The organism is Marinobacter manganoxydans MnI7-9 (assembly GCF_000235625.1).
Taxonomy (GTDB): domain Bacteria; phylum Pseudomonadota; class Gammaproteobacteria; order Pseudomonadales; family Oleiphilaceae; genus Marinobacter; species Marinobacter manganoxydans.
Genome location: NZ_AGTR01000037.1, coordinates 1 through 24,931, shown reverse-complemented (window position 1 = coordinate 24,931; position 24,931 = coordinate 1). Strand labels below are relative to the sequence as shown.

22 protein-coding genes are annotated in these 24,931 nt (G+C 57.7%); 12 read left to right on the top strand and 10 right to left on the bottom strand.

Features of this window, described 5'->3' with window-relative positions; genetic code table 11:
- Positions 1–15 precede the first annotated feature (15 nt).
- From KYE_RS10150 to phoU, 5 genes are all read left to right on the top strand, one after another.
- Positions 16–1,056 carry a substrate-binding domain-containing protein gene (locus KYE_RS10150; RefSeq protein ID WP_008172969.1) on the top strand — a complete coding sequence of 347 codons (1,041 nt, stop codon included), beginning with the start codon at positions 16–18 and terminating at the stop codon, positions 1,054–1,056.
- Positions 1,057–1,193: 137 nt separating this feature from the next.
- Positions 1,194–2,582, top strand: a complete 1,389-nt coding sequence (gene pstC / locus KYE_RS10145; RefSeq protein ID WP_008172968.1) for a phosphate ABC transporter permease subunit PstC — start codon at positions 1,194–1,196, stop codon at positions 2,580–2,582.
- On the top strand, positions 2,575–3,849 hold the full coding sequence (gene pstA, locus KYE_RS10140; RefSeq protein ID WP_008172967.1) for a phosphate ABC transporter permease PstA: 1,275 nt from the start codon (positions 2,575–2,577) through the stop codon (positions 3,847–3,849). The genes pstC and pstA overlap by 8 nt, the downstream gene beginning before the upstream one ends.
- An 11-nt stretch (positions 3,850–3,860) precedes the next feature.
- Positions 3,861–4,748: a phosphate ABC transporter ATP-binding protein PstB gene (gene pstB, locus KYE_RS10135; RefSeq protein WP_008172966.1), complete on the top strand. Its 888-nt coding sequence runs from the start codon at positions 3,861–3,863 to the stop codon at positions 4,746–4,748.
- 33 nt (positions 4,749–4,781) lie between these two features.
- The gene (gene phoU / locus KYE_RS10130; protein ID WP_008172965.1) at positions 4,782–5,504 is read left to right on the top strand and encodes a phosphate signaling complex protein PhoU; all 723 of its coding nucleotides are present in this window, start codon (positions 4,782–4,784) and stop codon (positions 5,502–5,504) included.
- 336 nt (positions 5,505–5,840) lie between these two features.
- On the opposite strand, the gene KYE_RS10125 is transcribed toward phoU, so the two are convergent.
- The 5 genes from KYE_RS10125 to mnmH all read right to left on the bottom strand — a co-directional run bounded on the left by KYE_RS10125 (position 5,841) and on the right by mnmH (position 10,432).
- A complete protein-coding gene (locus KYE_RS10125; RefSeq protein WP_008172964.1) occupies positions 5,841–6,206 on the bottom strand; it encodes a histidine triad nucleotide-binding protein in 366 nt (121 codons plus the stop codon).
- A 41-nt stretch (positions 6,207–6,247) separates the two neighbouring features.
- Entirely contained in the window at positions 6,248–7,543 is a 1,296-nt protein-coding gene (locus KYE_RS10120) for an FAD-dependent monooxygenase (RefSeq protein WP_008172963.1), read from the bottom strand.
- Between the two features lie 82 nt (positions 7,544–7,625).
- Positions 7,626–8,183, bottom strand: coding sequence for an aminoacyl-tRNA deacylase (locus tag KYE_RS10115; protein ID WP_008172962.1), 558 nt, complete (start codon positions 8,181–8,183; stop codon positions 7,626–7,628).
- Between the two features lie 170 nt (positions 8,184–8,353).
- Positions 8,354–9,187, bottom strand: coding sequence for a mechanosensitive ion channel family protein (locus KYE_RS10110; RefSeq protein WP_008172961.1), 834 nt, complete (start codon positions 9,185–9,187; stop codon positions 8,354–8,356).
- A gap of 141 nt (positions 9,188–9,328) precedes the next feature.
- On the bottom strand, positions 9,329–10,432 hold the full coding sequence (gene mnmH, locus KYE_RS10105; RefSeq protein ID WP_008172960.1) for a tRNA 2-selenouridine(34) synthase MnmH: 1,104 nt from the start codon (positions 10,430–10,432) through the stop codon (positions 9,329–9,331).
- 133 nt (positions 10,433–10,565) lie between these two features.
- On the opposite strand from mnmH, the gene KYE_RS10100 reads away from it, so the two are divergent.
- A complete protein-coding gene (locus KYE_RS10100; RefSeq protein WP_008172959.1) occupies positions 10,566–11,225 on the top strand; it encodes a class I SAM-dependent methyltransferase in 660 nt (219 codons plus the stop codon).
- A 444-nt stretch (positions 11,226–11,669) separates the two neighbouring features.
- Here the strand turns inward: KYE_RS10100 and KYE_RS10095 are convergent, their stop codons facing one another.
- The gene (locus KYE_RS10095) at positions 11,670–12,074 is read right to left on the bottom strand and encodes a VanZ family protein (protein WP_039881983.1); all 405 of its coding nucleotides are present in this window, start codon (positions 12,072–12,074) and stop codon (positions 11,670–11,672) included.
- A 97-nt stretch (positions 12,075–12,171) separates the two neighbouring features.
- Here KYE_RS10095 and cysZ point away from each other — a divergent pair, with 97 nt between their 5' ends.
- The 6 genes from cysZ to KYE_RS10065 all read left to right on the top strand — a co-directional run bounded on the left by cysZ (position 12,172) and on the right by KYE_RS10065 (position 20,090).
- The gene (gene cysZ / locus KYE_RS10090; RefSeq protein WP_008172957.1) at positions 12,172–12,921 is read left to right on the top strand and encodes a sulfate transporter CysZ; all 750 of its coding nucleotides are present in this window, start codon (positions 12,172–12,174) and stop codon (positions 12,919–12,921) included.
- A 16-nt stretch (positions 12,922–12,937) separates the two neighbouring features.
- Positions 12,938–15,799 (top strand): RNA polymerase-associated protein RapA, encoded by a 2,862-nt coding sequence (gene rapA / locus KYE_RS10085; protein ID WP_008172956.1) that lies wholly within the window; start codon positions 12,938–12,940, stop codon positions 15,797–15,799.
- A 130-nt stretch (positions 15,800–15,929) separates the two neighbouring features.
- Positions 15,930–18,380, top strand: a complete 2,451-nt coding sequence (locus KYE_RS10080; protein ID WP_008172955.1) for an acyl-CoA dehydrogenase — start codon at positions 15,930–15,932, stop codon at positions 18,378–18,380.
- Positions 18,381–18,397: 17 nt separating this feature from the next.
- Positions 18,398–18,778 carry a fluoride efflux transporter CrcB gene (gene crcB / locus KYE_RS10075; RefSeq protein ID WP_008172952.1) on the top strand — a complete coding sequence of 127 codons (381 nt, stop codon included), beginning with the start codon at positions 18,398–18,400 and terminating at the stop codon, positions 18,776–18,778.
- Between the two features lie 239 nt (positions 18,779–19,017).
- Positions 19,018–19,224, top strand: coding sequence for a cold-shock protein (locus KYE_RS10070; protein WP_008172950.1), 207 nt, complete (start codon positions 19,018–19,020; stop codon positions 19,222–19,224).
- Between the two features lie 170 nt (positions 19,225–19,394).
- Positions 19,395–20,090 (top strand): lysophospholipid acyltransferase family protein, encoded by a 696-nt coding sequence (locus KYE_RS10065; protein WP_008172949.1) that lies wholly within the window; start codon positions 19,395–19,397, stop codon positions 20,088–20,090.
- 50 nt (positions 20,091–20,140) lie between these two features.
- Here the strand turns inward: KYE_RS10065 and KYE_RS10060 are convergent, their stop codons facing one another.
- The 4 genes from KYE_RS10060 to KYE_RS21955 all read right to left on the bottom strand — a co-directional run.
- The gene (locus KYE_RS10060; protein WP_039881979.1) at positions 20,141–20,944 is read right to left on the bottom strand and encodes a dienelactone hydrolase family protein; all 804 of its coding nucleotides are present in this window, start codon (positions 20,942–20,944) and stop codon (positions 20,141–20,143) included.
- 1,098 nt (positions 20,945–22,042) lie between these two features.
- A complete protein-coding gene (gene istB / locus KYE_RS10045; protein WP_008172942.1) occupies positions 22,043–22,798 on the bottom strand; it encodes an IS21-like element helper ATPase IstB in 756 nt (251 codons plus the stop codon).
- An 11-nt stretch (positions 22,799–22,809) separates the two neighbouring features.
- Positions 22,810–24,351 carry an IS21 family transposase gene (gene istA, locus KYE_RS10040; protein WP_008172940.1) on the bottom strand — a complete coding sequence of 514 codons (1,542 nt, stop codon included), beginning with the start codon at positions 24,349–24,351 and terminating at the stop codon, positions 22,810–22,812.
- A 110-nt stretch (positions 24,352–24,461) separates the two neighbouring features.
- The coding region (locus KYE_RS21955; RefSeq protein WP_227497806.1) for a hypothetical protein at positions 24,462–24,931 on the bottom strand (470 nt) is incomplete at its 5' end.

Genomic DNA, 24,931 nt, shown 5'->3' with positions numbered 1-24,931 from the left:
TGGAGACTTGACGTGATGAAACTGAACAAAGCACTCGCGACTGTAGCACTGGCTGGCTCCGTTGCCGCCATGTCTGCACCGGCCATGGCCCGTGACACCATCAGCATCGTGGGTTCCTCTACCGTTTATCCGTTCGCCACGGTTGTTGCCGAGCGTTTTGGCACCAAGACCGACTTCAGCACTCCGAAGCTGGAATCCACCGGTTCTGGCGGCGGTCTCAAGTTGTTCTGTCAGGGTATTGGTACCCAGCACCCGGACATCACCAACGCGTCACGTCGCATGAAGACGTCCGAGTTCGAACTCTGCCAGAGCAACGGCGTTACAGACATCACCGAATTCCGCATTGGTTCTGACGGCATTGTGATCGCCAGCTCTAAAGAAGCTGAGAACCTCGATATCACCCTCGAGCAGCTGTTCCTGGCCCTCGGTTCCAAAGTGCCTGTTAACGGCGAGTGGGTAGCCAACCCGAACAAAAACTGGAGCGATGTTGACTCCAGCCTGCCGAACAAGCCGATTCGTGTAATGGGTCCGCCCCCGACTTCCGGCACCCGTGATTCCTTCAACGAGTTGGCTCTCGCCGCTGGTTGCGACGAGCTGCCTGAAGCTGCCAGCCTGAGCAAGGACGAGCACGCCTCCATCTGCGAAAGCGTTCGTGAAGACGGCGCCTTTATCGAAGCGGGTGAAAACGACAACCTGATCGTGCAGAAGCTGATTGGCGACACCGGCATGTACGGTGTATTCGGTTACAGCTTCCTGGAAGAAAACGCAGACCGTCTGCAGGCTGCCACTCTGAACGGTATGATCCCGACTGCCGAAGCCATTGCTGCGGATGAGTATCCGGTGGCCCGTTCGCTGTTCTTCTACGTGAAGAAAGCTCATGTTGGTGTGGTTCCGGGCATTGCGGAGTATGTCAGTGAGTTCACCAGCAACGCTGCCATGGGCCAGAACGGCTACCTGAAAGATGTGGGCCTGATCGTGCCGCCGCGGGCTGCTTTGATGGACCTGATGGACAAGGCAGAAAGCATGCCGAACCTGACCCTGGACGAGCTCAAGTAAGACCGTCGTCCGGTCAAGAATGGAGGTGCGGGTCTCGTTGGAGGCCCGCACCTTTTGCACGTTTGGACGATCCGGTGCGAGTTCAGAGCTGAATCTGTAAACTGTGCGCCAATTCGAAGTCGAATACAGGAATTTTCATGCAACCGGCTAATCTTTTATTACTGACTCTGGTGCTGGCGATCGTGGCCTATTGGCTCGGTTACGCTCGCTCCCGGTCGTTGGCGATGCCGCTGGGTGGGATCCGTCACCTCAAGTCCCTGCCTTTTTATTACGGAGCCCGAGCGGCATTGTGGAGCGGTATCCCCGCTCTTATCGTGCTTGGTCTTTGGGCGGCATTCCAGGGCAAAGTCATCCAGATGATCGTTATTGGTGGTTTGCCTGAAGGTATAATCCCGGCGACCGACGGTGAGGCGAGCCTGCTGTTGAGCAAGATCAGCAATGTGGCCAGCGGAGCCTTGCCTCCTGGCTTCGTTGAAGCACCGATAGCTGAGGCCGCCGAGCGTTTACAGGCACTGCGCACGCAGAGTCGGTTCCTGATGTCTGGTCTTGTAATCTCGGTTGCCGTGCTTGCGGGTTTTCTCGGGTGGTTGAGAATTCGCCCCCGCCTGAATGCCCGTTCCCAGGTCGAGTCCATTCTCAAGTGGGTATTTTTCGCCTGTGCGGCCCTGGCTATATTGACCACCGTCGGAATCATTTTCTCGGTGGCGTTCGAGACTTTTCGTTTCTTTGGCAAGGTCCCGTTCACCGAATTTATCTTTGGTAGTCACTGGAGCCCCCAGACCGCTCTGAGGGCCGATCAGGTGGCTTCTCAGGGCGCCTTCGGGATGATTCCCCTGTTTACAGGTACCCTTCTGATTTCTGCCATTGCCATGGTTGTGGCTGTGCCGGTGGGCTTGCTGTCGGCCATTTACCTGTCGGAATACGCGGGTAGAAAGGTGCGCGGTGTGGTCAAGCCGTTGCTGGAAATGCTGGCGGGTATTCCCACCGTGGTTTACGGCTTCTTCGCCGCTCTTACGGTCGCTCCGTTTATCAGCGATCTGGCCGCATCCATGGGTATCGAGGCATCAAGCCAGAGTGCCCTGGCCGCTGGTGCCGTTATGGGCATCATGATCATTCCGTTTGTGTCTTCCCTGTCGGATGACGTGATCAATGCCGTGCCCCAGGCCATGCGTGATGGCTCTCTTGCGCTCGGAGCCACCCAGTCCGAGACCATGAAAAAGGTGATTTTCCCGGCTGCACTGCCCGGCATCATGGGCGGTATTCTGCTGGCGGTCTCCCGGGCCATCGGTGAAACCATGATCGTGGTCATGGCCGCTGGTCTGGCTGCTAACCTGACGGCCAACCCGCTGGAAACGGTTACCACCGTAACCGTGCAGATCGTGACCCTGCTCACCGGTGACCAGGAATTCGACAGCGCCAAGACGCTGGCTGCCTTCGCATTGGGCGCCATGCTCTTCCTGGCAACCCTGTTGCTCAACGTCATTGCACTGAAAATCGTACGCAAATATCGGGAACAGTATGACTGACCAACGTTCACAGGCGGAGATTGTCCGCCAGTCGCTCAAGCGCCGCTACCGTAAGGAACGCCGTTTCCGCGCCTACGGCATCATGGCCATCGCCATTGCCCTCGGGGCCCTGTTAATCCTGTTCACCGATATCATCGGCAAGGGTTACACCGGCTTCGTGAAGACCACCATCACCATGGATGTGCAGTTGGATGGTGAGATGATGTACCTGGATGATCCCACGGACGAGCGTCAGATCAAGATGGCCGATTTTGTCGAGCCTCTGGTTCAGGCGCTGATCAAGGAGATCCCCGGAGCAACGGAGGACGACCGGAAACAGGTTCGCGAACTGATCAACCCGTACGCCTCGGTGACGCTCCGGGATGCCCTGAAGGCAAATCCCGAGTGGTTGGGTACCACCCAGACCATGACGTTTCTCACGCACACGGATGTGGATGTCTACGTCAAGCATGCAGGGGATGATGCCTACTCGATCAAGCTGAACGACCAGCAAAAAACCTGGGTCGATGAGCTTCTGGAGCGGGACGTTATCGAGACATCGTTCAATGATGTGTTCTTCAGTGGCGGCGATTCCCGTGATCCGTCCAAGGCAGGTATTCTTGGCGCCATTGTCGGTTCGCTGCTGACCATGTTCGTTACCCTGATCCTCTCGTTCCCGATTGGTGTGGCCGCGGCGATCTACCTGGAAGAATTCGCGCCCCAGAACAAATTCACCGATTTTATCGAGGTGAATATCAACAACCTGGCGGCGGTTCCTTCCATCATCTTTGGTCTGCTTGGCCTCGCGGTGTTTATCAACCTGTTCGGGATGCCACGTTCGGTTCCGGTGGTTGGTGGTCTGGTGCTGACGTTGATGACTCTGCCGACCATCATCATTTCCAGCCGGGCCGCGATCAAAAGCGTACCACCCTCGATCCGGGAGGCCGCTGAAGGTATCGGTGCATCCAAGATGCAGGTAGTTCTGCACCATGTGCTGCCGCTGGCCATGCCGGGTATGCTCACCGGTTCCATCATCGGTATGGCCCAGGCACTGGGTGAAACCGCACCGCTGCTGCTGATCGGTATGGTGGCGTTCATTGTGGACGTACCCGACGGGTTCTTCGATTCGGCGACGGTGCTGCCTGTGCAGGTGTTCCTGTGGGCGGGCAGCCCGGAGCTGGCCTTTATTGAGCGAGCGTCGGCAGCCATCATGGTGCTGCTGGCCTTCCTGATCAGTATGAACGCATTGGCCATCTGGATGCGCAAACGTCTCGAGCGCCGGTGGTAAGGAGAATCAAGATGAATAGTGTGAATACAACCATTACCAGTGAAGTTACCCAACCGGACGAGGTTGCCGTGCCAGTTCAGGAATCGAAGCCCGCTGAAACCATCATCGAGGAAGGCAAGACCGTCGGTAAGCCTTACTCGGACGACCCCAAGTTCAAGCTTCGGGATGTCGAGGTATTCTACGGGGATGCCCCCGCGATCAAGAAGATCAGCCTTGATATTGGCCGTAACGAAGTCATTGCCTTCATCGGCCCATCCGGTTGCGGCAAATCCACCTTCCTGCGCTGCCTGAATCGCATGAACGACAGCATCGATATCTGTCGTGTGAAGGGTTCCCTGCAACTGGACGACCACGACATTTACGACCCCAAGCGGGATGTGGTCGAACTGCGGGCCAGGGTCGGTATGGTATTCCAGAAGCCGAACCCTTTTCCCAAGTCCATCTACGACAACGTGGCTTACGGCCCCCGGATTCACGGGCTGGCCAACCGCAAGTCGGATCTGGACGAGATAGTGGAAAACAGTCTGCGCAAGGCCGGCCTCTGGGAAGAGGTAAAGGATCGCCTGGACGCCAACGCAACCGGCATGTCCGGCGGCCAGCAACAGCGTCTGTGTATTGCCCGTGCCATTGCCGTGAGCCCGGAAGTGGTGCTGATGGATGAGCCCTGCTCGGCCCTGGACCCTATTGCGACCGGGAAAGTGGAAGAGCTGATTGCCGAACTGTCCGAAAGCTACACGATCGTTATCGTGACCCACTCGATGCAGCAGGCGGCCCGGGTATCTCACCGTACGGCCTACTTCCACCTGGGACACCTGGTTGAAGTGAACGAGACCAACAAGGTATTCACCTCGCCGGAACATGAACTGACCGAGTCCTACATCACCGGCCGTTTTGGCTGATTCCGGACCTGAGGAATTTTGGAGAAGAACAGTATGCCTACAAAGAAGGACGACGTTTACGGGGATCACATCTCCCACAAGTTCAATGACGAACTGATGGAGCTCAAGACCGAGTTCCTCAAAATGGGCGGCATGGTTGAGGCCCAGGTCGATAATGCCATCCTCGCCCTGGTGGATGGCGATGGTCATCTGGCCGACGAAATCCGTGCCAACGACAAGAAAGTTGACCGGATGGAAGTGGAAATCGACGAGGAAGCCACCCTGATCATCGCCCGTCGCCAGCCGACGGCAAGGGATCTGCGTCTGGTGATCTCGGTCATCAAGATGGTGGCCGACCTTGAACGGGTTGGCGACGAGGCCAAGAAAATCGCCAAGCTTGCGATCAAGCTGCAGGAAGAAGGCCAGGCCCCGCGGGGCTATGTGGAAGTACGCCACATTGGCACCCACGTGCTCAGCATGCTTCACGATGCCCTGGATGCCTTTGCCCGGCTGGATTCGGAGCAGGCGCTGCGGATCATGAAGGAAGACAAGCGCGTCGATGAGGAATATCAGGCAGCGGCCCGTACTCTGCTGACGTTCATGATGGAAGATACCCGCAACATCTCACGGTGCATGTCCGTGATGTGGGTGCTTCGTGCCCTGGAGCGGGTAGGTGACCACGCGTGCAACATCGCCGAGAACGTGATTTTCATGGTCAAAGGCGAGGACGTTCGTCATACGCCGGTGGAAGAGGCTGAGAAGGTGGTCGGCCGCTGATTTTTTGCTTTGGAGGAAGCAAGCGGGCTGGTAGTGCTGTTTGGGACACGCTCAAGGCATCCATGCGCGCTTAGCTTTCGCCATCCATGGCGAAAGATAGTCCCAAACAGCACTACCAGCCCACTTGCCCGAAGCTGGGTGCTGCTCTCCAGTTCGCTTCAGTCATCTTTGGTAGTTGGTTGCAGGCGTAATGCAATAGTTTGGCCGGACGGCGTGTGGTGGGGCTTTCCGGGACTGTCTTTCGCCATGGATGGCGAAAGTCAAGCGACCAGGGACGGCTCGAGCGGGTCCCGGAAAGCTCCACCACATGCCGTCCCTCCACCCAAGCCTAAAAAATCAGGCCTGCTTCATTTTGTCGGTATACGGAGGCCAGCCCAGCGGCTTGCCACCGAGAACGTGCAGGTGGATGTGAAACACTGTCTGCCCGGAATTCTCCCCGCAGTTCATGACAACCCGATAGCCGTCGTCGGCAAACCCCTTCTCCTTGGCAATCTTCGCTGCCACCAGATACAGATGCCCCACCAGCTCCCGATCATCTTCGGTGATGTCGTTAATGGTGGCAATGGCCTTTTTCGGGATGACCAGGAAATGAACCGGCGCCTGAGGGTTTATGTCGCTGAAAGCGAGGGCGATGTCGTCTTCGTAGAGGATGTCCGCGGGAATTTCCCGGTTGATGATCTTGGTGAAAATCGTCTTTGACATGGTGGCTCCTTTTCACTTGTCCTTGGGATTGTTGTTTGGCTCTAAAGCTGATTCAGGCCCGGAATCCGGGAGGCTATCTGCCGCACCACGGCCGGCAGTTCCTCGTCGATGCCCATGGCGTAGCGGGCCACCCGGTTGCGGGCGAAGGGCAGGGCGCGGGCGGCGCCCAGGCCCAGATTGCGCAGCAGATGGACGGGCGGAATCCGGTTACTGAACAGATGGTAAAACACATCCATGGTCAGCATCATTCTGCGGTTCGCTGGTCGGCGCTGTTGCTCGTAAAGGTTCAGCCACTTCTGGGCGGCCAGATCATCATCGGCGCGCCTGGCTTCCTTGAGGACTGCCTGTAGGGCCTGGGCATCCTGGAAGCCCAGGTTCACGCCCTGGCCAGCCAGCGGGTTGATGGTGTGGGCTGAATCTCCGGCCAGGACCACTCGCCCGGCGTGGTAGTGTTTGGCGTGCTGACGGGCGATGGGAAACGAGGCCTTGCTGTCGATGTGGGTCAGCAGTGGCAGGCTTGCAGGGAACGATGACTGGATTTGTTCCATCAGGGCCCTGTCGTCCAGGCCTTTCAAGCGGGCCAGTTCCTCCGGCGAATCGTACCAGACCAGGGAGCCCCAGCTCTCGCCGGGATGGTCCGGGCCGGCGCTGTGCAGGGGCAGGAAGGCGCGTGGTCCGGAAGGGTGGAAGCCTTGCCAGGTAATGTCTTCAACCGGCCCCTGATAACGTACCGAGACGACCATCGCCTGCTGTTCATACTGGTTCCGGGTGGTGCCAATGCCGGCCAGCTCGCGAATTCGGGACTGGGCGCCATCGGCTCCGACCACCAGGGCTGCGAGCAGCTCGCGGCCATCATCAAGGGTGACCGTCGCGGTATCACCGGACTGCGCCAGTGAGGCGACACCCTGACCGTGGAACAGGGATACCTGGGGGCAGGCCTCGGCGGTTTGCCAGAGTGCCTGTTGGGTAACCGAGTTCTCGACAATATGCCCCAGGTGCTGTGCGCCAAGCTCGGTGGCGTCGAACTGGACTTCGGCCAGCTTCCGGGGCACCAGGTTCTGCAGTGGATAGCGGGTTTCATCCCATACGGCCAGTCGTTTGTAGGGCGTTGCCCGCATGTGAAGGATATGGTCCCAGGCGCCCAGGCTCTGAAGATAGCGCTCGCTGCCGGCGCTGAGGGCAGATACCCGTATATCGGGGGCGTTTTCTGGATCGAAGGCGGGCGGCGGAGCCCGGTCTACCAGGGCAACGCGGAAGCCATTCTGGCCAAGGCCAGTGGCGAGGGCAGCACCGACCATGCCGGCACCAACTACCACAATATCAAAGGCTTGAGTCATATCGGTTTCCTGTCTGATGCCCTCAGTTTACGCGATGGCGGCAGCCAGACAAGAGACCGGGATCAAGCCGGCAGGAAAAGCCTCAGTAGCCGGCCATTCCTGATACCCGTTGCTTGGCAACGTCGTCCGGCCGGCGACGGCCTTTGACCAGCCAGGCGGGCTTCTGGGCTCCGGGTTTGTTGAAGCCCTGGTTCAGTACCATCGGTTGCACGAGGTTAATGAAATCGGCGGTCTTCATGTGGACAGATTCACTGTGACTGCCCGCCGCAAAGGCAAGTTCCGACTGTTCGGTCAAGGCTTCCGCGCAGTACACGGTCATTCCGAACAGGTTGCCAAAGGGGGGCATGGCGCCTACCTCGCAATCCGGGAAGCGGTCCTGGAATTCCTGTTCGTCAGCGAGGTCAAGAAAGTCGGTGTCGAGGATGCGGGATAACCTGTCCCAGCGGATTCGCCAGGTGGCCGGCATCACCAGCATTGCCATTTTGCCATCCAGTTCGATGATCACCGTTTTGACGACACGGTCGCCGGCAATCTTGACGTGGTGGGCGAGTTCCTGGGCGGTAAATGCAGGAGGGTGGGAGAGGCACATGTATTCCACACCTGCCTCATCGAGGAATTCCTTCAACTGCTGTACCGGCATAGTGACAACCTCCTACCAGCAATGACAGCGTTCCGGAGCCTGTGTTGATCTGATTGCCTGGCCCCGATGGCCTGGTGGGGTTGGTCAACCCCGCCATTAATGGTCAGCTTAGTCGAGGTTACGCAGTTTGCGAGTAACCGGATGTATCAATGAGAAACCGATCGCGAATCTCAGTCGGTTTTAATCATATGAATATCGCGCTGGGGGAACGGAATGCTGATGCCCTCGGCGTCGAATGCTTTCTTCACTTTCTCATGCATGTCCCAGTAGAAGGGCCAGAGATCACCTGATTTGGTCCAGGCCCGAACGGTCAGATCGACGGAGCTTTCGCCCAGGGCACCAACAACGACCAGTGGTTCGGGGTCCTTCAGTGCGCGCTCGTCTTCTTCAATGAGGCGCTTGCAGATGGCCTTGGCCTTGTCGATGTCATCACCGTAGCCGATGCCGAAGCTCATGTCGCAGCGACGGGTTTCATAGGCGCTCAGGTTGGTCAGGCTGGCGTTGGCCAGTTGACCATTGGGGATCACAATCCGGCGGTTATCGAAGGTGTCGACGATGGTGTACAGGATGGAGATTTCGCGGACGGAGCCGAGGTAGCCCTGAGCATCAATCGCGTCACCAACTTTGAACGGTTTGAAGATCAGGATCAGCACGCCGCCGGCGAAGTTGGCGAGGCTGCCCTGAAGCGCAAGACCGACGGCCAGGCCGGCAGCACCGATAATGGCAATGAAGGAGGTGGTGGCAATGCCGACCATGGAGGCGACAGAGATCAGCAGCAGAATCTTGAGGATTGCTCCGATGAGGCCGCAGAGAAACTTGTTCAGGGTGGGGTCTTTTTTGCCCAGCTTGTTATCTAGAACGCCGACAAACCGGTTGATCAGCCACATGCCCACAATCAGAGTGACAATGGCCAGCACGACCTTGGGTGCGTATGTCATGACCAGAGACATGGCCTGATTCATGAGTTCCGAGGCACCGCCTTCAGCGCCAAATAGGTCTTCCATAAAGGACTCCTTGTTCGTTGGTATTTTTCATAAGTGTCGGATTAACGGACAAATTACTGCAACAACCTGATTCGTCTATTCCTTTATATAGCAGACAAATGTCAGGGCTGTGTACTGCAGGCGTAATATTCAGTCAGGGCCTTACGCAACCGAGCTCTTGTTGGCCCAGTCGAGAATGGTCTCGGGGCCTCCGCGGACAAGAATCCGGCCTTCTTTCTTGCCCAGTTGGTAGTCGTACATGGGGTCGTAATAATCCTGGAGCAGCGACTGGATCCAGGCGTTGTGGGCCGCTGTCTCTCCAGTGGCTTCCTGCTGCAGGAGTGCCTGTTCCATCAGGCCGCGCAGCTGCTGGTGTCGCTCCCCGCCCAGGCGTTTGCGGATGCGGTCAATGGCGCTCAGCAGATAATCCCGGAAATTCAGCCACCCTGCTTCGGCCCCGTCGCGGTCCACGTAATCCGAGTACATTCCCTCAACATAATCTTCACGGATGATGCCAATACGCTCTTCCATCGGTTGCTCGAGGATCAGCAACGGCGACCTGGCCATGCGCTCCTTGAGGGATTCGGGCAGGGCGCAACGGCCCACCAGGCGGCTTTCATCTTCCAGATAGACCGGACCACTGTTCAGATGGCGGGCCTTGAGCATGGCTACCGCCAGCCGATTCTCGAAATCGATTTGTGAAGGCTGCGGTGTTACCTGACGCCCGAAACTGGAGCCCCGGTGATTAGCCAGGCCTTCAAGATCCACCGGATTGGGTAACTGTTGCAGAACCCGCGTTTTGCCGGTTCCAGTGCGCCCGCTGAGAATGCGGAACTCGCCGGATTCGATCTGCGCTTCCAGACTGTCGATCAGGAATCGCCGCAATGCCTTGTAGCCGCCTTTGACCAGCGGGTAGTCAATGCCGGCCTCCCGGATCCACTGCTGAGTGAGCCGGGAGCGCAGGCCGCCCCGAAAACAGAACAGGTAGCCGTTCGGGTGGCGGGCGACAAAACGTTTCCAGGCTTCAATGCGCTGGGCCTTGATGTCACCGGACACAAGCTGGTGCCCCAATTCAATCGCCTTGTCCTGACCTTTCTCTTTGTAACAGATGCCAACCCGATGGCGCTCCTCATCGTTCATCAGGGGCGCGTTTTCGGTATTCGGAAAGCTGCCACGGCTGAACTCTACCGGTGCCCGGACGTCCATCAGCGGCACATCATTCAGGAACAGGGAAAGGTAGTCGTCGGTGTCGGGTCTGCTTGCCATTTCAGCGGTAAACCAGTTGTCAGATGGAGGCGGCAGTATAGCGGAAATGGGGTTTTTCTGCTTGTCGCCGCCTGTTTCCCGGACTGGTCACGGGTACAATGACGCCTTCCGGAAAATTGAGGTTGGGTACCCCATGTCAGTGGACAGTCTGAATCAGCACCTGCGCAAAACCCTCTCCCGAGGCCGGGTGGCCGTTTCCCGTCCTGCCGGCTGTGAGCGCATTGCCCTGTACCTCTTTGACCCGAGGGTGCTTGAGGGGCCGTTATCGCACGAAGAGGCCCAGGCGGTCGTTGCCGAACCCGCCTACTGGTCGTTCTGCTGGGCCAGCGGCCAGGTGCTCGCCAACTGGATTCTGGACAATCCCCATTGGGTTGAGGGCAAGCGCGTCCTGGATTTCGGCTCGGGATCCGGAATCGTGGCTGTCGCGGCGGCAATGGCCGGAGCCAGGGAAGCCATCGCCTGTGACATTGATCCGGCTGCGCTGGACGCGGCCAATGCGAATGCGGCTCTCAATGGTGTTTCCGTTGGCCTTTGCCCTGACTGGGCAGCCCGGCCGGACGAAATAGATGTCGTGGCCGCTGCGGATGTGCTCTACGATCCGGAAAACCGGCCGTTGCTCGGCGTTTTACGCGAGGCGGCTCCTCGGGTGCTGCTGGCGGATTCGCGGATGAAAGTGTTGGGTGACGATGCCTACCGCAAGCAGACAACGCTTGAGGCCCGGACCTGGCCGGATCTTAACGAATTCGAGGAGTTCAATCAGGTTCGTATCTACCTGGCCGAGAACAACCAGTGATGGATCAGAGGTGAGAAAAAAGAAGGTATAAAAAAATAAAGGGCAACCAAACGGTTACCCTTTCTCGGAACAGGTCGGCGCATCCTTGCGCATTTGGCAACAGCCTTGTTGCGAGATCCTTGAGCCACTCCGTGGTGCCGGCATCCGAGCCGGCTATCCGAATAGTTATCCCTTAAGCGAGGCGTCCTTGTGTCCCTACCTCTCCCCGCGATCCTTGCCGGGGTGCATCCAGTGCGTCGTCCATTTCCCTGTCATCCTTGACAACAACAATATACCAACTGGATTCTGACAAACGTGTGAACTGTGCACGCATCGCAGGAGATGTCAGCGTGGGTGTCTCCAATAAAACAAAGTTATCAGTGAGTTAGCTTTTTTCTAAAGAGTTTCTGCCACTGCCGCGCACACAACGTCGCTGCAAGATCTCACGCCTTTGTAAGAGATATCTCACAGCGACTCTGGCGAATTTCGCAAATCCGGTTTTCCGGCGTTTCGGATGCCGGGCCAGGGAAGAAGTCCGATGGCAATGCCGGCGCCGTCCGCAGCCAGATCGGCCAGGGAAAATTCCCGATAGGGCAGGGTTGCCTGGATAAGCTCAATGCCAAGGCCAAAGCCCAGCAGGGCCGGCGCAAACCAGATGGGCCGGAGCTCCGGCCAGGCCAGCCGGGTGAGGATGGTGAGCTCGAGGAAGGCGATCAGATGGTTCACCTTGTCGTTCGACGATGAAGGTATGGCATGAGGGCTGTCGGTTGTCGCCAGAAACCCGATGGCCAGAACGGAAACCACAAAGGCTGCCTGCCAGAGGGGGCGGAATTGCAGCAGGCTGGTCAGTTGTTGTTTCAATGTATCCATCGGGGAAGTCACTGAGCGTTCTCGGGCTGTGGGAATGTTGCCAACATGATATGCTTTGCGCCCCGTCATTGTCATTGAAGCGGAGGTCCTGCCAGCTATGCTCAAGGGTAATTTTTTTCGTGGACTGGGCTACCTGGGTGAGGGTTTCCGCCTGATTCGTCAGCCCGGTCTTCGGCTGTTCGTCATCATTCCACTGGTTATCAATATTCTGCTCTTCGGATTGCTGTTCTTCTTCATGGGAGAGCTGTTTGCAGGCCTGATTGCCACCGCGATGTCGTGGTTGCCGGACTGGGCGTGGCTTCAGGCACTGGATTGGTTGTTCTGGATTCTGTATGGGGCGGTCATCGTACTGATGCTCGCCTACGGCTTTGTGATCGTTGCCAATCTGATTGGTTCCCCTTTCTATGGCTATCTTGCCGAGCTGACAGAAAAGCACCTGACCGGCCAGGAGGTGAATACCGATGACAGCTGGGCATCGATCATCAAGGATATTCCCCGCGCACTCTGGCGCGAGGTTCAGAAGATCCTGTATTACCTGCCGCGGGCTATCGGTTTACTGATCATCGGTCTTATACCGGTTGTTAATCTGGTGGCTGCTGTTCTCTGGTTCCTGTTCAACAGCTGGATGATGGCGCTGCAATACGTGGACTACCCGGCAGACAACCACAAGGTCAGTTTCCCCGCACTGCGACGGTTGCTCGGCGACACCCGCCTGTCTGCCTTTGGCTTTGGCCTGCCGGTGGCGCTGGCTGCCATGGTGCCGGTGCTGAATTTGTTTGTCGTTCCGGCGGCGGTATGTGGGGCGACGGCTTACTGGGTGCGTGAGAACGGCGCCACAAGAACTTAATTGGTCTGGAGGTTTCTTGGATACATCGGAATTTGTTATTGGTCAGCGTTGGGTCAGCCACAGTGACACCGGCCTGGGGCTCGGGATCGTCACGGATATCTCCGGGCGCCGGGTGACCCTCGGGTTTCCCGCCGCCGATGAGGAGCGCACCTACGCGATTGATAACGCCCCGCTGTCCCGCATCATCTATCAGCTGGGGGAAGAGATTGAGACCTTCGATGGCGAACGGTACACCGTCCGTGCAGTTGAGGACCGGGGCGGGGTGCTCCTGTATCACGGGGACGACGGCACCGATCTGCACGAAATATCCGAGGTGAAACTCGCCGGATCCGTGAATTTTTCTGCACCGCACCAGCGGCTGTTCGCGGGCCAGTTCGATCGCAACGGTGCCTTTCGCCTGAGGTTTGCCACGCTTCAGCACATGAACCGCCTGCGGGCATCGTCAGCCCAGGGGTTGATCGGCGCCCGCACGCAGCATCTGCCACACCAGATATACATTGCCCATGAAGTTGCCCGGCGCCATGCGCCACGGGTTCTTCTGGCAGATGAGGTCGGTCTTGGCAAAACCATCGAGGCGGGGCTGATCCTCCACTATCAGCTGCACACTGGCCGGGCAAAGCGTGCCTTGATCGTGGTGCCGGATTCCCTCACCCATCAATGGCTGGTGGAAATGCTCCGCCGCTTTAATCTGCGATTTTCCATAGTGGATCAGGGTCGCTACGACGCTCTGAAAGAGCAGGAAAGCGACGTGGATGCGCTGGTAAACCATATTTTTGGCGATGAAGATGCGGTGAATCCGTTCGAGAGCGAACAGCTGGTGCTCTGCAGTCTCGACTTCCTGAAGAAAAGCCAGAAGGCGCAGGACGATGCCCTCAAGGCTCACTGGGACCTGATGATTGTTGATGAGGCCCATCATCTTGCGTGGAGCCCTGAAGAGGTTAGCCCGGAATACCGGATCGTTGAGGAACTGTCGGCGGTCAGCCGCGGCCTGCTCTTGCTGACAGCAACGCCCGAGCAGGTGGGTATCGCCAGTCACTTTGCCCGCCTGCGGCTTCTCGACCCGGCCCGTTTCCATGATCTGGAAACCTTCCGCAGAGAAGAGCAGCAGTATGAAGCCATCAACAGTGTTGTCCGGCGTCTTCAGGACGAAAGCTCCGATATCAGCGAGGGTGATCAGAAGCTGCTGCGGGAATGGTTGGGTGAAGAGCTGGACCAGCTGTTTGCCGGTGACAATCCGAGGCAATCGGTGATCGATGCCCTGCTGGACCGGCATGGTACCGGTCGCGTGCTGTTCCGTAACACCCGGGCGGCCATCCAGGGATTTCCCGAGCGCCGACCCGATCCTGCACCGTTGCCTTGTCCGGCCATGTACGAAGGGCAGGCCTCAGGTATTCAGGGGTTGGCCCCGGAGCAACTGGTGCCCGAGGAGCAGTGGCTGGCGGACGATCCCCGGGTTGAGTGGCTTGAGAAAAAGCTGGTCGGCCTGCGCCCGGCCAAAGTGGTGGTGATCTGTGCCAGTGCCCAGACCGCCATGGCCCTGGAACATTATCTCCAGCTGCGGGCGGGTATCCGCAGTGCTGCCTTCCATGAACACCTGAGCCTGATCGAGCGTGATCGCGCCGCCGCCTATTTCGCCGACACGGAGCAGGGTGCCCAGGCGCTGATCTGCTCTGAAATCGGCAGCGAAGGCCGCAATTTCCAGTTTGCCCATCATCTCGTGCTCTTCGATCTGCCTGCAAACCCGGACTTGCTCGAGCAGCGCATCGGGCGGCTGGACCGGATCGGTCAGACAGAAGCGATTGATATTCACGTGCCCTATCTCAGTGGCACCAGTCAGGAGGTGCAGTTCCGCTGGTTCCACGAGGGCCTGAACGCCTTTGCCGAGAGCTGCGCGGTGGGCGTTGCCGTTCAGGAAGCGGTGCAGGCCCAGTGGCAGCAGGCTATTGATGGCGACCTTGATGTGGCTGATGGACTCGTCGAGGCCTCTGCGGACGAAGCAACGCGCCTGAAAACGCTCTTGCAGGCTGGCCGTGATGCCTTGATCGAGCTGAATTCCTGTCGCCCTGAGGTGGCAGAGGATCTGATCGCCGCCATCGAAGACGAAGAATCCGAGGCCCGGGTTCGGGATTACATGATGGAGGCTTTTGACATCCTCGGCGTGGATGTCGAAGACCATGCCGATCACTCCGACATTCTGCGACCCGGCGAGCAATATCAGGCCGGCCATGTCGCCGAATTACCGGAAGACGGGATTACCGTGACCTGGGACCGACAGAATGCCTTGGAGCGGGAAGACCTGGCTTTCATGAGCTGGGAGCACCCGATGGTCACGGGGGTGATGGACTCGGTGACCAGCTCCGGCCTTGGCAAGGCCGCCCTCGCCAGTCTTTCCGTAAAGGCGCTGCCGCCCGGAACGCTGTTGATGGAGGCCCTGTTTACTGTGCACTGCCCGGCACCGGAAGCGCTCCAACTGACCCGCTACCTGCCGGTCTCGCCACTTCGGCTGCTGGTGGATGTCAATGGCAAGGAGCTTTCGGGCGCGTTGCCTCACGACCGGCTCAACGAGATGTGCTCGAATATCCGGCGGCGCACGGCCCAGGCCATCGTTCCGCAGATCCGGCCCCAGGTGGAAACCATGGTGGACCACGTGGAGCGGTTGTCGGAGCCTCATCTGGAGCCCCTGAAGTCTCAGGCGCTTGAGCAGTTGGAGGCCAGTTTCGGACCGGAAATCCGTCGGCTGGAAGCATTGCAAAAGGTGAATCCGGCGATTCGTGAGGAGGAAATCGACTTTTTCCGCGATCAGTTCGAAGCGGCAAAAGAGGCGATAGGGCACGCCAGTCTGGCATTGGAAGGCATTCGTGTGATCGTGACCGCATAATGCCAGGTGTGATCTCCGTAACTGGCTGACTGTGCGGCATTTGCTGGTCAGCCCTCATCTGATGCGGTACCGTAAACGTAACGGTTTATAGTCTTCGACATTCCCGAACCATGGATGACAGAGAGAACCTATGATGACTTTCATACTGTTTGTAGTGGCACTGGCTGGCCTGCTGATTGTGATGCGGCGCGAGTCTGGTGCAACGTCCGCGATTGGCGTAATGGCCGTTACCGGCCTGCTGTCGCTGATTTTTGCCTCTGGTTTGCTGGCCCTGGTTTTGTTTATTGGTGCCGCCCTAACAGCTGCTGCCGGCCTCCCCGGGTTTCGCCAAAGCTGGCTGACACCCCGCATTTTCGCGATGTTCAAGAAGGTCGCACCGAAGGTTTCCGAGACTGAGAAAGTGGCTCTCGAAGCCGGTACGGTCGGCTGGGACGGTGAACTGTTCACTGGTCGGCCTGACTGGCACAACCTGCTGATCAACCGCAATACCGGCCTGAGCGAGGAAGAACAGGCCTTCGTCGACAATCAGTGTGTCCAGGCAATTTCCATGTGTAACACCTGGGACGTGGCGGTCGAGCGGGCTGATCTGCCCGAAGAGCTGTGGGACTTCCTCAAGAAGGAAGGTTTCTTCGGGATGATCATTCCCAAGGAATACGGTGGCCTCGAATTCTCTGCCAAGGCGCAGTCTGCAGTTCTGCAAAAACTGGCATCCAACGAGACGCTCATGGTGTCTGTGGGCGTACCCAATTCCCTTGGTCCTGGCGAGCTGCTCGTCAAGTACGGCACCGAGGAGCAGAAAAACCATTACCTGCCAAGGCTTGCAGACGGTCGTGAAATTCCTTGCTTTGGTCTGACGGGCCCAAGGGCTGGTTCAGATGCGACGTCGCTTCCGGACACCGGTATCGTTTGCAAACAGAAAGTCGATGGCAAGGAAGTTGTCGGTATCCGGCTGAATTTCGAGAAGCGCTGGATCACCCTGGCGCCCATCGCAACGGTTGTTGGCCTTGCCTTCCGCATGTTCGATCCGGACGGGCTCCTGGGCGAAACCGAAGACTATGGTATTACCTGCGCACTGATCCCCAGGGACACCAAAGGCATGGAGATCGGCCGTCGTCATTGCCCGATTGGCAGCCCGTTCCTGAATGGCCCGATCAAGGGTAAAGACGTCTTCATTCCGCTGGACTACATCATCGGTGGCGTGGATATGGCCGGTCAGGGCTGGCGTATGCTGGTTGAGTGCCTGTCGGTGGGTCGCTGCATCACCCTGCCCTCCGGTGCGGCCGGTGCGGCTGCGTCGGCCGTTGGCACCGCTGGTGGTTTCACCCGTATCCGCCGTCAGTTCAATACGCCGGTTGCTGATATGGAGGGTGTGCAGGAGCCTCTGGCCCGAATCGCCGCCAAGACCTATATCTCTCAGGCAGCTGTAAACCACACTGCCAATATGATTGATAAAGGTGAGAAGCCGGCAGTGCCGTCTGCCATCCTTAAATACCACCTTACCGAGTTCCAGCGCGGTGTATTGACCGATGCCATGGACGTTCACGGTGGCAAGACCGTCACGCTTGGCCCGCGTAACTACCTGGGCATAGGCTACAGCGGTGCCGCTGTCTCGATCACTGTTGAGGGTGCCAACATCATGACCCGCAGCCTGATGATCTTCGGTCAGGGCGCCATTCGCTGCCATCCGTATGTGCTCAAGGAGCTGGCGGCCAAGGACAACGATGATATCAATGCGTTTGACGATGCGTTCTTCGGCCACGCCGGGCTGATTTTCGGCAATGCCGCCCGCGCCTTCACCCAGGCTCTGGGTCTTGGACGGGCAGATGTGCCGTTTGACAGTGCCAGTCGCAAGTACGCGCAGGCCGTGGCCCGCTTCAGTGCGGCCTTTGGTCTGTGCTCGGATGCCGCGATGACCACGCTTGGCAGCGAACTGAAAATGCGGGAGCTTATCTCTGCACGGCTGGGGGATATGCTGTCCAACCTGTACCTGGCTTCCATGGTCCTCAAGAACTGGCACGAGACTCAGCCGGTAGAGGGTGAGAAGGAAGTAATGGAGTACAGCCTGGGCATGCTGCTGCATCGCACTGAAAACGCCCTGGATGAGTTCCTCCAGAACCTGCCGAATCGTGCCGTGGCGCTGGTTCTGCGGGGCGTCACGATGCCGCTCGGCCGTCGCTGGGGTAGTCCGCAGGACGACCTTGCGCGCAAGTTGGCTCGTGCAATCTCCACAGACACGCCTATCCGCAACAAGCTGATTGCCAGCATCTGGCATACCAATGGCGAGGGTACCGTGGAGAATCCGGTGGCTCGCTACAACGGTCTGCTCAAGGACTACGACAAGGCAGAACAGCTATACCGGAAAGCGACCAAGGCCTACGCCAAGGGTGAATTGCCGATGACCGCCTTGCATCCGGAAGAGCGGTTTGAGGCGGCCCTGAAGGCTGGTATCTATACCAAGGAAGAGGCCGATTTCATGCGCCAGTATGAGACCGTTGTACTTGAGATGCTGACGGTCGATGACTTCCCGTTTGATGAGTTTGCGCGCAACAAGGAGACAGTGATTGATCACAACCCTGCCTGACAGGAGACAGCCCTGACATGTGGTTGTCGTTCGTTGCTGTGAGTGTTGGCGCCGTTATCGGCGCCAACCTTCGTTGGGCTCTGGGGTTGTGGTTGAACACGACATACCATGCCGTTCCTTACGGAACGCTGGTTGCCAACCTAAGTGGTGGTTGGCTGATCGGGCTGCTGATCGGTTACTTCAGCCATGGCACCACGCTGGCACCGGAGTGGCGGCTCTTTGCCATAACCGGATTGTGCGGTGCGCTGACCACCTTTTCGACGTTTTCACTCGAGATGTTTGCTGCAATCCAGGACGGAAAATGGGCCATGGCCATCACCGGTATTCTGGCCCACGTTGTCGGCTCCATCCTCATGACTGCACTGGGAATTTACACCTTTGGCCTGGTGAAGGGATGATGGGTACCACTACCTACACAAATTCTCGAAAATACCCTTGGCAAGCTTCGGATTCAGGAGTAGAGTGAAGGGCGTAGGAAAGATTCAGTAAAGCATTTCATGAATAAGACGTACCTCCGCAGTTAGTAGTGACCGTCCTGTTTTTGATTCCGCGAGTTCTGTATTTCCGCAAAACGCTGACCTGACACCATGAAGGTGCGAGGCGGCAGATAATATGATTGATTTCAGGAAGTTTAAGTATGTCTACTACTACCGGTACTGTTAAGTTCTTCAACGAAGCAAAAGGCTTTGGCTTTATCACTCGTGAAGGCGGCCCGGACGTTTTTGTTCACTACAGCGCTATTCAGGGCAGCGGTTTCAAAACTCTGGCAGAAGGCCAGCAGGTTGAGTTCACCGTTACCCAGGGCCAGAAAGGTCCTCAGGCGGAGAACGTTGTTGCCCTGTAATCCCTGATGGATTCGGCAATAACCGCCAAAAAGGCAGCTTCGGCTGCCTTTTTTAATGGCTGAAAAACGCCTGGCAAGGTGGCACGCTTTTGTCATTTTCCCATCATTGTGTAATCTTTACCGACCTGCTGCTCGTTTAACCGGAAGTCGAGATCTCCAGGAATCATTACATGCTCCGACTGCTCAAGGCCGCCTGGATCCTGTTCTGGGCCATACTGCTCACCCTGATTCTGTTCTTCCCGATTGTTATTGCGGCCCTTTTGGGGAAGCGAGGGGATGCGGCGTTCCACGGCACCCAGATCTATGCATGGATTATCCTGAAAGTCTGCGGTATCCGCCTCAAGGTTCGTGGCAGGGAAAACATCGAGCCCGGTCAGCGATATGTCATTCTGAGCAACCATGCCTCCTATCTTGATCCCCCGGCGCTGGTGCTCGCCCTTGGTCTGCAATATCGGTGGGTGATCAAGAAAGAGTTGCGCAAGGTGCCCCTGTTCGGATTGGCACTGGAAGCCTCGCGGAATTTGTTTATCGATCGTTCGAAAGGCAGTGATGCACTGGAGAGCATCAAGCGGGGTGTCGGCCAGCTCCCGGACGGCACCGGCATTCTGATTTTCCCGGAAGGAACCCGTTCGTGGGATGGCAAATTACTACCCTTCAAGAAGGGTGGTTTCGTCATTGCACAGGATGGCGAGCTTCCGATTCTTCCCGTCACCATCTGTGGGTCCCACCAGCGATTGCCCAAGGGAAGTGCTGCCTTCAGCAGCGGTGACATTGAAATCGTCATTCATCCCCCGATGGCGTCCGGGGCTTTGCCGCTGGATGATCTGATGACAGACGTTCGCAACAGTATTGCGTCGTCCCTCTGAAGCAGAAGAACCCGGCCGCCAGGCCGGGTTCCGGTGTTCAGCGCACGGTGTTACCGGGCGAAAATAGCCTCGTAGAAACGCATGGTTCCCTCCCAGGAACGGGTGGCGGCCTCTTCGTCATAACCTATCGGCATGCCGAACTCCTCGGCGACCTTGTCAGCGCCAGGATTGGTGAATGAGTGCAGCACGCCGGGAAAGCTCACCAGGGTGAGATCGACTTCTGCATCCTGCATCTCCTTCACCAGGCCGGCGACCTGGTCCGAGGGAACCATCTTGTCGGCACCACCGGTGTACACCTGAACCCTGGCCTTCACTGTTCCGGCTTCGGCGGTTATGGGGCTGCCAAGCGCACCGTGGTAGCTGACGACGCCGTCCAGATCCACGCCCATACGTGCCATATTCAGGACCACCGCGCCGCCGAAACAGTAGCCTTGTGCAGCAATGCGGGACGCATCAACGCTTTCATGGTTTTGCAGGATCTCCATCGCCTTCATGAAGCGCGCCTTCACCTGATCCATGTCCTTGGTCGCTTCCTGCATGAACTTCTGGGCGGTATCAGGGTGGTCCGCCAGCTTGCCGGAGCCATACATATCGAGGGCAAACGCCGTGTAGCCAGAGGTCGCAAGCCGCTCTGCCTGCTCCCGAGCGAATTCATTGTGGCCCCACCATTCGTGGACCACCAGAACACCCGGGCGCTTTTCTTCAAATTCGTCGTCCCAGGCCATATAACCGGTGAAGGTGGTTTCGCCGATCTTGTACTCGACGGTCTCAGTTTGCATTTCTGCCAGTACCTGCGTGCTTGCCAGAGTGAGTGAGAAGGTTGCCACTGCCGCTATTGTTTTCATGGTCTTCATGATCAGTCCTGCTCCTTTTGAATCCAATTGTTTTGTTTCCGAACATCCAGTTGCCAACCTGATACTACGAGTCATCCTGAAAAAGGTAGCAGATGGTGAGATGGAGGATTTCCGAGAGCTTGTCCATCATGAGCAACTGTAAACGATTTTTTCAAAAGCTTAGCTGATGGCGTCAAAGGCACAAAAAAGCCGGGAGTGTCACGCCCGGCAATCAGATGAGCAACGCTTGGATTCAAGAACAGTGGCTTAGTCCGTCCTCACTTTCAGCATCCCAGAGAAATATGTCAGTCTTGCGACAATTGGGCATTTTTTGAGCAAGTAGCAGGCGTCACGATGTGTCGCTAACTAAAGGGCTGGAATTTTTCCTGAAGAACAGAAAGGCGGAAGACCGTATCGTTCGAGTAGTTTAGCCGGAGCAATGCTCAAGCTCGTCTATCGGATCCCCCAATAGCATTGTCAGGTAGTGCCTGGCAGCGTGTTCACTCGTGCTACGGAAAAGTGAACTTTCTCCTTTAATGTGAACTTCGTACCGGAATGGCTTGAAGAAGCCACTCACCTCCTTGAAGCCTAGTTCCAATAGCTCTACACATCTCTGCTTACAGGACCAAAGGACACGGGCTTCCACACCTTCGATCGCGTTTTCCATGATTGACATATATGCCCTCGTTGAAACGACGCGCAGATAAATCTGCTTCAGAGGGCTCATCCTGAGCGCATCACCCTAAATACGGTGTTTAACGGATTTTCCTTTCAACGCGACTATTCAAGCAATCCTTTGTTTCGGGATCGTGAAAAGCACTGTGGGGAAAGAAAAAACCGGCTCCAGTCCAGGAAGCCGGACAATAAGATCAGCATCTGATCTTCGAGAGAGCAGGTAGTGTGAAGGCAGAGAATGACGATTTGGTTACGGAAATAGTGCCAGTGCAGTAGCGTTTCCAGAATCTCAAGGCCGAACGATGTCAAATGCGGAGGTGAAGCCTTCTGGGCTGGCCTGTGCGTAAACCGCTGAAGGTTGCCACCCATTCCACGTGAAGCCTGCCACCCGGACCGGAGCAAGGCTGCCACCCATCGGAGCGTAGCGACGCGGGGTTTCTCTTCTTACTCCGAAGTCTCAGTGCTCGTCAACTTTGCCTGCTGTTTTCGCATGGATTCGCCCCGCAGATTGATCTTGTAGGCGTTGTGTACGAGCCGATCCAGAATGGCGTCTGCCAGAGTGGCGTCACCGATCACGTCATGCCATTGATCCATGGGCAGTTGGCTAGTGGCGATGGTGGAGCGTCTGCCATGGCGGTCTTCCAGCACCTCCAGCAAGTCTCTTCGGTTCTCTGCGCTCAGCTTCATGAGCCCCCAGTCATCCAGGATCAGCACATCCACTTTGGCGAGGTTGGTCAGGAGCTTGGCGTACTGGCCATCTCCCTTGGCAATGGTCAGCTCCCGCAGCAGTCGGGTCAGGCGGACGTACTGGGCGGTGTAACCCTCCCGGCAGGCTTTGTGCGCCAGAGCACAGGCCAGCCAGGTTTTGCCGACCCCGGTGGGGCCGGTGATGAGCACGTTCAGATGTTCCTTCACCCATTGGCAACCGGCCAGTGACTGGACCAGCCCTTTATCCAGGCCCCGTGAGTTCCGGTAGTCCAGGTCTTCGAGAATGGCCGTGTGTCGCAGCTTGGCCCGGCGCAGCCGGCTGGTCATGCGTCGGTTATCTCGCTCGGTCATTTCCCGATCCACGAGTAGCCCGAGGCGTTCCTCGAAGCTCAGATCGGTGATGTCGGGGATGGTCGACTGATCCGCCAGGGCGGCGGCCATGCCGGCCAGTTTGAGGGCGTGGAGTTTATCCAGTGTGGGATGTTTCAACATGTCAGGTTCCTTCAGTGGTAGTAGGCGGGGCCACGGATGTTGTCGTGAGTGTCCGGTAAAGCCAGTTCCTGTTGCTCTTCCAGAGGCTGCTGATCCAGACGGTGTTTGAGGATGGATTCAATGCTCTTGTACCGGCAACTGCCCAGCATCAGGGCGCGTTGGCAGGCGGCTTCCAGCCGCGACTCGCCGTAGCTCTGCCCCAACCGGAGAATGCCCAGACAGGAGCGGTACGCCTGCTGTGGGTGTTTGCGGGCACCCAGTGCGGTGCGGATAAGCTTCTCCGTCGCCGGTCCGGTCTTGGCGGCCCAGCCGATCAGCCTTTCCGGCGACCACTCGCCCGCCTGGCGATGGGATTCGGGCATGTGCGCGGCGATGGTGGTGTGCCGTCCCTTCTGGTCGGAGCGCCGGTGGCTGGCGATCCGGTTGCCCCGGTAAAAGCATTCGATGGTGTTGTGAGTGATGCGAACCTCCACCTCTTTCTTGATCAGGGTGTAGGGCACCGAGTAGTAATGCCTGTCGATGGCGACGTGGTAGTCGATGTGGACCCGGGCCTTCTTCCACTCGGCGTAGACATACGGCTCTACCGGCAATGGCTGTAAAACCGGTTTATCCAACTGTTCGAAGTGGTCGCGCCGGCAGCCGGGTAACTTGCGGAAGGGGCGGCTGTTGAGCTTCTCCAACAGCTCACGGATGGTGGCGTTGAGTTGCCCCAGGGAGAAGTGCTGGTGATGGCGCAAGGCCGCCAGGATCCAGCGCTCAACGATCAATACACCACCCTCCACCTTGGCCTTGTCGCGGGGCTTACGGGCGCGGGTAGGAACAATGGCGACCCCATAATGGGCGGCCATGTCCTGATAGGTTGGATTGAGGTCCGGCTCGTACCGGTGAGCCTTGGTAACACCCGATTTTAAATTGTCGGGGACCACTAATTCCGGAACTCCATTCAGATACTGGAAGGCCCGGGTGTGAGAGCCGATCCAGTCCGGCAATGTCTGGCTCCAGGTGGCTTCGGCGTAGGTGTAATTGGATGCGCCCATCACCGCGACAAAGACCTGCGCCTCGTGGATCTCTCCGGTGGTGCGGTCAATGACGGGCACGGCCTGGCCGGCATAGTCCACGAACAGCTTCTCACCGGCCCGGTGGTCCTGGCGCATCACCAGGTCCAGCTTGCCCCGCCAAGCCCGGTAGTGCTCGCAGAACCAGCTGTACTGATAGCCGTCCGGGTTGGCTTGTCGGTACTCCTGCCAGAGCAGGAACAGGGTGACATTCTTGCCCGCGAGTTCGTCACGGATGTGCTGCCAGTCGGGGATGCCCCTGGCCTGTGCCGGCAGATCCGGTGGCTGCGGGAACAGCAACTGCTCCAGATGGGCCTCGTCCAGATCCGCTGGCAATGGCCAGCTCAGACCGGCCTCAACCGTGCGGCGCAGGTATTCGCTCACAGTGGGGCGGCTGACGCCGCAGACCGCCGCAATCTGGCGGTTACTCAGTTCTCTGTCCCATTTGAGACGGAGGACATCTTTGATCTTGCGCATGGATAACCTCTTCGCGGGCATCTGACCTTCTCCGGATGAAAAGGATCAGAGTACCGTTAAGTTATCCCGCGTCACGCGGCTTCGATGGGGCGAGTCAGGCAGCCTGCCAGGGTGGCAGCTTTGCCGTGGAATCAGTGGCAGCTTTCGCGTGGAATGGGTGGCAGGCTTCGTCTGGAATCAGTGGCAACCTTGGTCTGGAATACGCAGGCCTGGTCTGAACTCAGCATACCCTGCGTGTAAGGTCTCTCAAGAGTTTGGAATTTGCCGACAGCGTAGGCAATCTCAAAATCGAGGTCTCCATAAAGGCTTGCAGTCACAAAGATCTGATGAGGATCAGCCTGTACAACATCGGCAACAGCAACAGCCGTGGAACAACACGACGGAGGCGCGGGCGGCAACTCAAACTCGATACAGCTCACCTCGCCTTCCGGAACGACGGTGTTCGCGCTGAGAGAGGCTGCGTTGAACAGAAGCTGAAAGATCGTTGAATCGAGAATGAGGCCGGATGGTGAGAGAGAGAAAGGCGAAAGATGTATCGATAGAGAACAATGACCAGACGTAATCTCGACACTCGGACGGAACCGTAAACCCGCAGTGGAGG